This window comes from Pseudanabaena biceps PCC 7429 (assembly GCF_000332215.1).
Lineage (GTDB): Bacteria > Cyanobacteriota > Cyanobacteriia > Pseudanabaenales > Pseudanabaenaceae > Pseudanabaena > Pseudanabaena biceps.
Genome location: NZ_ALWB01000197.1, coordinates 1 through 11,637, shown reverse-complemented (window position 1 = coordinate 11,637; position 11,637 = coordinate 1). Strand labels below are relative to the sequence as shown.

Here is an 11,637-nt window from a genome sequence, read left to right as displayed (position 1 = left end):
CATGCCGAGTACTACCGTTTTTAACCACTGATACGGACTGGCAGGATGGACATGATGGACTTGATGGACTTGACTCTGACATTGCTTTAATCTGTAACAACCATCTAGATATTTTCCCTCATCCTTTCCTTTTTAGGACTACCGAAACTGTTGGGCTAATGGCGATCGGCAAATCGGTGAAGTTAGCTTCAAAACCTCTGAAACCCTTTTAGGGATTGAAACCGGGCGATCGGCAATGAATATTAAAAATGTTTTAGGCTTCAAAACCTCTGAAACCCTTTTAGGGATTGAAACAGCTACCAACGTCCACTATCGTATCTAGCAGAGAAGCTTCAAAACCTCTGAAACCCTTTTAGGGATTGAAACGAAACCCGATCTGATTTCTATGTCAATGATATTGCCGAGGCTTCAAAACCTCTGAAACCCTTTTAGGGATTGAAACTCAGTACCCATCACTTTTTACAATTTTGGCAAAGCAAGCTTCAAAACCTCTGAAACCCTTTTAGGGATTGAAACTCAAGTGCGACGAAGGATCGGGTTCGCATTTGGCTGGCGGCGCAGGCTTCAAAACCTCTGAAACCCTTTTAGGGATTGAAACAAAGCTTCGTGGCAGTGGGGTGGGAATGTAGATCTATTGGGCTTCAAAACCTCTGAAACCCTTTTAGGGATTGAAACAATTCGTGCGAAGCTTGACTGCTTGCTTCAGATTGCTTCAAAACCTCTGAAACCCTTTTAGGGATTGAAACTTAGCGACGGGACTGATCGGGATCGAACCGATGACGCTTCAAAACCTCTGAAACCCTTTTAGGGATTGAAACGTCGTAATTTTCTGGATCGTGATTTGGCGGCGCAAGCTTCAAAACCTCTGAAACCCTTTTAGGGATTGAAACCGATCTCGTCCGACGATCGCTTTGTTGGTTGGTAAGGCTTCAAAACCTCTGAAACCCTTTTAGGGATTGAAACCGACCCACCCTCACCGACGACACATCAGCATGACGCTTCAAAACCTCTGAAACCCTTTTAGGGATTGAAACCTTTGTTTTAAGTCCAAAATTTCAGCGATCGCCTGCTTCAAAACCTCTGAAACCCTTTTAGGGATTGAAACGAAGAAGCGATCGCCTCATTGCGAGAACTTAAAGCGGCTTCAAAACCTCTGAAACCCTTTTAGGGATTGAAACTTTTAAATTGTGCTGGGGACAGTTTTGGTTGTTCTGCTTCAAAACCTCTGAAACCCTTTTAGGGATTGAAACTGTCTCCCCTAATATTCCAATCTTATCATTCAGAAGCTTCAAAACCTCTGAAACCCTTTTAGGGATTGAAACGCCGCTCGTTGTTTTGTTGTTGTTTTGTGTTGTTCGAGCTTCAAAACCTCTGAAACCCTTTTAGGGATTGAAACTTCAACCTCTTCGAGCATCTCGCCATAGGCGAATGGCTCGGCTTCAAAACCTCTGAAACCCTTTTAGGGATTGAAACCCCGCGGGGTGGGACGATTACCTTGTGCCTGAAGCGCTTCAAAACCTCTGAAACCCTTTTAGGGATTGAAACTTTAATAGCAATTGCTTCCGCCGCAAGGCGCAAGAGGCTTCAAAACCTCTGAAACCCTTTTAGGGATTGAAACAGAACATTCCAGATTGATAAGTAATCGTGTTCGTGAGGCTTCAAAACCTCTGAAACCCTTTTAGGGATTGAAACTTAAATTTGTTGGTAGGGCAAGGAATCAAATAAGCTTCAAAACCTCTGAAACCCTTTTAGGGATTGAAACAGCCAATTTGGTCTAGTAGATAGGTAAGGAAGTAAGCTTCAAAACCTCTGAAACCCTTTTAGGGATTGAAACTCTTTATCTCAAATGGAATCTCTAATGGTGCAATACAAAGCTTCAAAACCTCTGAAACCCTTTTAGGGATTGAAACATTAAAAAAGTTGGTGATGTACTTGTCACACGCCAAGGCTTCAAAACCTCTGAAACCCTTTTAGGGATTGAAACCCTGCACAGGGCTCAAGGATATTCACCTCATCCTCGCTTCAAAACCTCTGAAACCCTTTTAGGGATTGAAACAAGATCTTTCCATTGATTAAATTCTTGTTTCACCCGCTTCAAAACCTCTGAAACCCTTTTAGGGATTGAAACAGAAACCCCGCAACGAAAACATTCCGTTACGGGGTTTTTTTGCTTCAAAACCTCTGAAACCCTTTTAGGGATTGAAACGTGGTAAGACCTACCACTGTAGGAGCCACATAAGGCTTCAAAACCTCTGAAACCCTTTTAGGGATTGAAACACCCACGCATCTCTCGAACCGACGGGCGTACATTACGCTTCAAAACCTCTGAAACCCTTTTAGGGATTGAAACAAGCAATGACCTGTGAAACAGTGGCCGCACATAAGCTTCAAAACCTCTGAAACCCTTTTAGGGATTGAAACTCCTACGGGCAAGCCTGATGATAAAAAATCAGGTGGCTTCAAAACCTCTGAAACCCTTTTAGGGATTGAAACATACGCAGCAATATTAAATTCATTTATGAGCAATTTGCTTCAAAACCTCTGAAACCCTTTTAGGGATTGAAACAAACCTTTACAGTAATTAGCTTTCCCGACGATATTCGCTTCAAAACCTCTGAAACCCTTTTAGGGATTGAAACAAAAAGCTCTCCGACGTGGGGTTGCACAAACAAGCTTCAAAACCTCTGAAACCCTTTTAGGGATTGAAACTTGAAGCTCCGTTTCGGGAGCGGTAAGCCCCATCCAAAAGCTCTGCTTCAAAACCTCTGAAACCCTTTTAGGGATTGAAACGCAAACTGGGATAAATATGTTTGTGCGTCGGGATGCTTCAAAACCTCTGAAACCCTTTTAGGGATTGAAACCGATCGCTACATTTGAGCCATCAGTTCCAAAATTTGAAGCTTCAAAACCTCTGAAACCCTTTTAGGGATTGAAACCGGGCGATCGCCACTTCACTGGGGAAAGTTGCGATGCTTCAAAACCTCTGAAACCCTTTTAGGGATTGAAACGAGTAATGGTAATTTGGTTGTTCGCCCTAAGGGGCTTCAAAACCTCTGAAACCCTTTTAGGGATTGAAACTTGTCGTCGGCATAAAAGAATCTGGTTTTACGAAGGGGCTTCAAAACCTCTGAAACCCTTTTAGGGATTGAAACTCATGACATAGCGCATACTAGGACTAGTATCGCGAGCTTCAAAACCTCTGAAACCCTTTTAGGGATTGAAACTACAGAGGACGTATTCCAAGAAGGAGGAACGATCACAGTCGCTTCAAAACCTCTGAAACCCTTTTAGGGATTGAAACAGCGATCGGCTTAATCAAAGGCTTAGTTATTAGCGCTTCAAAACCTCTGAAACCCTTTTAGGGATTGAAACGTGTATCAGTGGACTAATCCAGACGGCTCTAATGCGCTTCAAAACCTCTGAAACCCTTTTAGGGATTGAAACAAGCAAAGTAGCTTCGTTCATAAATTCAGAAGCAAGCTTCAAAACCTCTGAAACCCTTTTAGGGATTGAAACCTTATGAGCAAAACTGAAGTTGCAAATCAATTAGCGCTTCAAAACCTCTGAAACCCTTTTAGGGATTGAAACTTCGTTGCGGGGCTTTGTAATAGTTAATCCTAAGTGCTTCAAAACCTCTGAAACCCTTTTAGGGATTGAAACAAGTGCAGTCGGGTAAAGGCGTTCAAGCTTTTGCTCAGCTTCAAAACCTCTGAAACCCTTTTAGGGATTGAAACGTTTTCCCAATCGATGGGCTTAATAGATTTGAGCAAGCTTCAAAACCTCTGAAACCCTTTTAGGGATTGAAACATCTGATTTGGCGAAAGCTCAATAGCCTCACCGATAGGGGCTTCAAAACCTCTGAAACCCTTTTAGGGATTGAAACTCCGAAGTTAAGGGGGTTGGGATTGCCGAGGAAAGCTTCAAAACCTCTGAAACCCTTTTAGGGATTGAAACCAAAGAAATTCTGGAATTCAGTACCAGAACAGCTTCAAAACCTCTGAAACCCTTTTAGGGATTGAAACTCTCAAATATTCAAAAAGAATGTTGAACGGGATGGCTTCAAAACCTCTGAAACCCTTTTAGGGATTGAAACGGACATGATTTGGTACGCGATCGGCTCAGCCATCTTGGCTTCAAAACCTCTGAAACCCTTTTAGGGATTGAAACCTCTGTATCTGGGCATTTCCCTTGTGTAATCCTTGTGCTTCAAAACCTCTGAAACCCTTTTAGGGATTGAAACTCTTGATTAACCCCGAAGGCAGACCTTTCCTGCATGCTTCAAAACCTCTGAAACCCTTTTAGGGATTGAAACTCCTCGGACTCTCTACGCGATCGCACCAGAAATCCTCTCGGCTTCAAAACCTCTGAAACCCTTTTAGGGATTGAAACACTTCGAGGGAGCCTTTCGCTAAGGAGGGAAACCGCTTCAAAACCTCTGAAACCCTTTTAGGGATTGAAACAGAGCACCCGATCGCCCAATATCAATATCTCGCTGCTTCAAAACCTCTGAAACCCTTTTAGGGATTGAAACAAAGTTGAAGCAGCAACCCCACAGGTTGAAGCAGCGCTTCAAAACCTCTGAAACCCTTTTAGGGATTGAAACTTTGGTGGATAACTGTTTGTAGTAGCGGGATAACCGCTTCAAAACCTCTGAAACCCTTTTAGGGATTGAAACATACCAGCTATCCCGCAGACAACCATCGACGTATTGCTTCAAAACCTCTGAAACCCTTTTAGGGATTGAAACTCAGTAGATTCGCCTCAAGTATTTTTAAATGACGCGCTTCAAAACCTCTGAAACCCTTTTAGGGATTGAAACGGAATAAATTCGCTTCCTGCATTACCTACAGGTAGGCTTCAAAACCTCTGAAACCCTTTTAGGGATTGAAACCTTTCTAATTTTTGCAGCATACTTGCTGAAATAAGCTCCACATCCTTGCGCTTCAAAACCTCTGAAACCCTTTTAGGGATTGAAACCTTTCTAATTGGTCTGGGTATGCTACAAATAGACTGGCTTCAAAACCTCTGAAACCCTTTTAGGGATTGAAACAGAAAGTTCGGGAGTGTGGGGGCGCTATCGACTATCTGTGGCTTCAAAACCTCTGAAACCCTTTTAGGGATTGAAACTTTCAAGGGATCTGGAATAGCGATCGCCCGAAACGCTTCAAAACCTCTGAAACCCTTTTAGGGATTGAAACTTCAATCCATGCCTTGTAGCGTGCGTTTTTTCGGAGCTTCAAAACCTCTGAAACCCTTTTAGGGATTGAAACCTGAGCCTAATCCTAGCGCGCCCCAGCCGCTGACAGCTTCAAAACCTCTGAAACCCTTTTAGGGATTGAAACAGTGAAATCGAAAATGGAACCCGCAAGCAATTAACGCTTCAAAACCTCTGAAACCCTTTTAGGGATTGAAACATGTCGCGATCACCTCCAAGTACTCAACAAGGTCGCTTCAAAACCTCTGAAACCCTTTTAGGGATTGAAACAATTTTACTATTGAACAACTGGCAGAGCATATTGCTGCTTCAAAACCTCTGAAACCCTTTTAGGGATTGAAACCTAGTGGAAAACAACCAACCGCTAGTCCAAATAGTTCTAGGCTTCAAAACCTCTGAAACCCTTTTAGGGATTGAAACACACTTAATCAATTAATGCTAGAATTGAATTCTAAGCTTCAAAACCTCTGAAACCCTTTTAGGGATTGAAACCTAGTGGAAGATTGGGCGATCGCCATTAGATAGGCGATCGGCTTCAAAACCTCTGAAACCCTTTTAGGGATTGAAACCCTGTACTTAAGGGGCTTTATACCCAAAAAGATGCTTGGCTTCAAAACCTCTGAAACCCTTTTAGGGATTGAAACACCAATGCTCACTCCATTCTGATTGGTCGTAGTGGTGGGCTTCAAAACCTCTGAAACCCTTTTAGGGATTGAAACTGCTTGGATGAGGCTGGCGTGCTTTTGAATTCTCGATGCTTCAAAACCTCTGAAACCCTTTTAGGGATTGAAACGCAGCGATCGCCGCACGAACCGCTTCAACGCTAAGCTTCAAAACCTCTGAAACCCTTTTAGGGATTGAAACTCAAGCAGTTCAGGAATGCGCGATCGCAGTATATCGCCGCTTCAAAACCTCTGAAACCCTTTTAGGGATTGAAACACATCATTTCAAAGAATTCAAGAACCTCTGCCCAGCTTCAAAACCTCTGAACCCCTTTTAGGGATTGAAACATGTCGTACTGGTTTGCGTGCAAAGGGGACTCGGAATCGGTCGGTTTCAAAACCTCTGAAACCCTTTTAGGGATTGAAACATGTCGTACTCAGAGCAGACTATTCGCGAAAACGTCCAAGGCTTCAAAACCTCTGAAACCCTTTTAGGGATTGAAACTTCAGAATCTTTTTTGCTTATCCACACAGATCCAAGAGCTTCAAAACCTCTGAAACCCTTTTAGGGATTGAAACCTTGGTTGTGGCGCTACTATTGCCAAGCTTGTAGCGCTTCAAAACCTCTGAAACCCTTTTAGGGATTGAAACTCAAGATCTATCCATTCAGGCATTTCAGGATTCAGCTTCAAAACCTCTGAAACCCTTTTAGGGATTGAAACGCGCCACTTCAAGCGGCGATCGATGCTGACGCGACGCTTCAAAACCTCTGAAACCCTTTTAGGGATTGAAACAAGAAAAGAAAGAGAGGGGCGATCGCCAATGTTTGGCTTCAAAACCTCTGAAACCCTTTTAGGGATTGAAACTTTGAGACATATTCCAGTTACGAGGGACGAGAAGAGCTTCAAAACCTCTGAAACCCTTTTAGGGATTGAAACTTGGCATTGGCAATTAGGGTTAAAACCTCATCTGGCTTCAAAACCTCTGAAACCCTTTTAGGGATTGAAACGCTATAGGTGACATCCACCAAACGCCCATTCGGTGCGGCTTCAAAACCTCTGAAACCCTTTTAGGGATTGAAACAGCTCTAGCAGACTCGAAAAAGGCTTCTTCGTCTGTGCTTCAAAACCTCTGAAACCCTTTTAGGGATTGAAACTGGATAGGGATTAAAACCTCATTCAAAGCCATTGGGCTTCAAAACCTCTGAAACCCTTTTAGGGATTGAAACCTTTCAGTCATTGATAATTTGCAAGTCCGTAGCTAATAGGCGAGCTTCAAAACCTCTGAAACCCTTTTAGGGATTGAAACCTTTCAGTCTCCATTTAGCGGTATCACCACCGTGCTTCAAAACCTCTGAAACCCTTTTAGGGATTGAAACAGACCTCACCCCCGAAATAGCGATCGCCCCAACTCAGGCTTCAAAACCTCTGAAACCCTTTTAGGGATTGAAACAACTCAAGTCCAAATACTTCGTTAGCGATCGCTTGCGCTTCAAAACCTCTGAAACCCTTTTAGGGATTGAAACATATAGGTAGCTACCAATATTTTTCCTCATCTTTGGCTTCAAAACCTCTGAAACCCTTTTAGGGATTGAAACTTACGATTCTGGCACAAATCTGCCAATAATTCTCTTGGAGGCTTCAAAACCTCTGAAACCCTTTTAGGGATTGAAACCAATCAATACTACTGATTGGATTTCCTTGACAAAGCTTCAAAACCTCTGAAACCCTTTTAGGGATTGAAACCACCCAAGAGCGATCGCTGCTTTGTGCATATGATTGCTTCAAAACCTCTGAAACCCTTTTAGGGATTGAAACAGTCCAAAAACTGCTCACTCAGATCCACTCAAATTGCTTCAAAACCTCTGAAACCCTTTTAGGGATTGAAACTGCCCTGTTTTAATTTCATCACGAGCGATTAGATCGCTTCAAAACCTCTGAAACCCTTTTAGGGATTGAAACCTAGAGTTCAACTTGTCGAAAGCTTCGATTACTTGCTTCAAAACCTCTGAAACCCTTTTAGGGATTGAAACATCCTTCAAAGCTTTAATCCATGAGCCGATGTAGGCTTCAAAACCTCTGAAACCCTTTTAGGGATTGAAACTGAGCAACTTATCAACACTGAGTTTGAGGCGACGGCGGCTTCAAAACCTCTGAAACCCTTTTAGGGATTGAAACAGGGAATTTGACTATAGATAACAATAGGTAGTGGGCTTCAAAACCTCTGAAACCCTTTTAGGGATTGAAACTGGAAATCCGATACGCCTCACCCTTGGCTATCTGCTTCAAAACCTCTGAAACCCTTTTAGGGATTGAAACCGATCGCATACTCTTCTTTAGATCGTTTGTACTCGCTTCAAAACCTCTGAAACCCTTTTAGGGATTGAAACGATTACATTCATGTGATTCAATCGCGTTAATTCTTGGCTTCAAAACCTCTGAAACCCTTTTAGGGATTGAAACTTAGAGTTAAATTCCTCTAAGCGATCGCCCATATGCTTCAAAACCTCTGAAACCCTTTTAGGGATTGAAACGATAGCCAGTTTCGGATGCTCACTCAATACTGGACTCAAGCTTCAAAACCTCTGAAACCCTTTTAGGGATTGAAACGACGCACATAATCTTCAGAGCATCCCAAGATTTGAGCTTCAAAACCTCTGAAACCCTTTTAGGGATTGAAACCTAGATAATGTCTCTTCTGCTAATTTCCTTTGTGCGCTTCAAAACCTCTGAAACCCTTTTAGGGATTGAAACAAGTACCTAAACTCATTAAAAAAATGATTGCATCGCTTCAAAACCTCTGAAACCCTTTTAGGGATTGAAACTCAGCAAATATTCCGCTTTATCAGCAAAGACAAGAGCTTCAAAACCTCTGAAACCCTTTTAGGGATTGAAACTCAGTTCCCGCCGCATCTGCCCCTGTGGTAACTGGTGCAAGCTTCAAAACCTCTGAAACCCTTTTAGGGATTGAAACCTAATTGTTGCGAGGGCAAAATTTAGAATCTCAGGCTTCAAAACCTCTGAAACCCTTTTAGGGATTGAAACAAAAATTTCTTGGGGAAGGATTGGGAGGTCTTTGGCTTCAAAACCTCTGAAACCCTTTTAGGGATTGAAACCGATCGATTGATTGTCGTCCATAAGGCAAGTGAATTAGAGGCTTCAAAACCTCTGAAACCCTTTTAGGGATTGAAACCATCTTTATCGCTACTCTATCTCGCAATTCCGTAAGCTTCAAAACCTCTGAAACCCTTTTAGGGATTGAAACGTGACAATCACCATTACCAGAGAACCCGAAAACCGCTTCAAAACCTCTGAAACCCTTTTAGGGATTGAAACAAGGTGGGTATAGCGCCGCCTTGTCTGCCCTTCTAGAGGCTTCAAAACCTCTGAAACCCTTTTAGGGATTGAAACCCCGCTGCACCCAATTGCACCCTCCCAGAGTATGAGGGAGGCTTCAAAACCTCTGAAACCCTTTTAGGGATTGAAACATAATGCCCGGCTTATCTGGGTTTTGTTGAAAAATGCGAGCTTCAAAACCTCTGAAACCCTTTTAGGGATTGAAACACTTGTAGGGGCAAGCGGGCGCAACGAAACCGCAGGCTTCAAAACCTCTGAAACCCTTTTAGGGATTGAAACCAACCCCCAAAAGTCTATAAGCAAGATGCAGTGCTGGCTTCAAAACCTCTGAAACCCTTTTAGGGATTGAAACAACAAAAATTTTGAGACTAACGCGAGGTTTAACAAGCTTCAAAACCTCTGAAACCCTTTTAGGGATTGAAACAGGCTATGGTGGAGTATTTGATGTACTAGAGCCGCTTCAAAACCTCTGAAACCCTTTTAGGGATTGAAACTAAAAGAGCGTCAAACCATAGCTTTACAAGATAAGCGCTTCAAAACCTCTGAAACCCTTTTAGGGATTGAAACGCATAGGTTTAGTGGCTACGCTTGCGACTCGTAGGCTTCAAAACCTCTGAAACCCTTTTAGGGATTGAAACTTGATCGTCTTGCAATATCTCAACGCTGGCAAAGGGCTTCAAAACCTCTGAAACCCTTTTAGGGATTGAAACGAAAGCTCAGCAAGAAGCAGAAGATCGGCAACTAAAGCTTCAAAACCTCTGAAACCCTTTTAGGGATTGAAACTGGAACCCTTGCCCAACAGGGTATTTATCCTCAGTGCTTCAAAACCTCTGAAACCCTTTTAGGGATTGAAACTCAAATAGAACGCACTACAGTTCGCTTTATTCAGCTTCAAAACCTCTGAAACCCTTTTAGGGATTGAAACTCAAAACAAGACATGCTAAACCAATTTAAGATAGCTCTTAGCTTCAAAACCTCTGAAACCCTTTTAGGGATTGAAACATCAAGCTTGCGACTCCAGATGCCAACAATTGCAAGCTTCAAAACCTCTGAAACCCTTTTAGGGATTGAAACCTGCCGCGATCGCCCGTCCCCCTAAACCTGTATTGCTTCAAAACCTCTGAAACCCTTTTAGGGATTGAAACTTGAAGCCCACAGGCACGTAGTCAGGGCGCAAATCAAAAAGCTTCAAAACCTCTGAAACCCTTTTAGGGATTGAAACCTATTAAAAGTGGGTATAAAAAAGCAACTACTTAAGCTTCAAAACCTCTGAAACCCTTTTAGGGATTGAAACCTTACTGGAATACACATAGATCTGATTAGGATTCTCAGGGCTTCAAAACCTCTGAAACCCTTTTAGGGATTGAAACATGCTTCACAAAGCCTTACCTTTCGATGCCCCCACGCTTCAAAACCTCTGAAACCCTTTTAGGGATTGAAACGACATCGCGAGATTTGGAAATGAGGATTTCCAGATCGCTTCAAAACCTCTGAAACCCTTTTAGGGATTGAAACAATCCTTTCTAGTACTGGCAAGCATAAAGGAGCAAGAGCTTCAAAACCTCTGAAACCCTTTTAGGGATTGAAACAAGCCAAAGGCGCATCAATTGTGCATCAGAGAACCATTCGCGCTTAGCTTCAAAACCTCTGAAACCCTTTTAGGGATTGAAACAAGCCAAAGGCTGCCTAAGAGCGTGTTTGAGAAGTTTTCTGGAGTCAAAAAGGTGAAAAAAAGCTCCCCAAGGTATAGCCTGTCAATAGACAAAAACAAAGACAGCCTTATGGAAGCAACAAAGAAATCATACCCCACAGACTTAACTGATGATCAATGGGAACTGGTAAAAGAGTTGATTCCCGCCGCAGGAACAGGAGGACGCAAAAGAAGTGTGGATATTAGAGCCATACTCAATGCTATTTTCTACATCAATGCCGCAGGCTGTGCATGGCGGATGTTACCTCATGATTTTCCTGTATGGCAGACGGTCTATGGTTACTTTCGGCACTGGCGTATTACCAACACATGGCAAGATATCAACGCTAAATTGCAACAATGGTATCGAGTCAGTGAAGGAAGAGAAGCTACACCTAGTGCAGGTTGTATTGACAGTCAATCAACCAAAATCGCTAGCCGATTAGCATCACCAGAAGCAGTTGGTACTGATGGGAACAAGTTCGTCAATGGCAGAAAACGACATATTTTTGTGGACACATTGGGTTTGCTATTGATGGTGGTAGTTACTGCTGCGAATCTTGATGACCGTAAGGGGGCAACCATGCTTTTAGAAAAAATCAACCAAATTCGTGACCGTTTCCCCCGTCTATCAACGATTTTGGTAGATCGTGGTTATAGGGGTAAAGCTTTCGTTCTGGCGATTCTGCATACTTTTTACTGGTGCTTACAAGT

Annotated in this window: 1 protein-coding gene and 1 CRISPR repeat array; the gene reads left to right on the top strand. The window is 42.8% G+C overall.

Translation table 11 applies throughout. From position 1 onward, the window contains the following. Positions 1-185 precede the first annotated feature (185 nt). A CRISPR array of direct repeats spans positions 186-10,905; the repeat unit is 37 nt; unit sequence GCTTCAAAACCTCTGAAACCCTTTTAGGGATTGAAAC. 109 nt (positions 10,906-11,014) lie between these two features. Beyond that, positions 11,015-11,637 (top strand): IS5 family transposase (locus PSE7429_RS24635; RefSeq protein ID WP_009628725.1); only part of this gene is annotated, 623 nt, incomplete at its 3' end.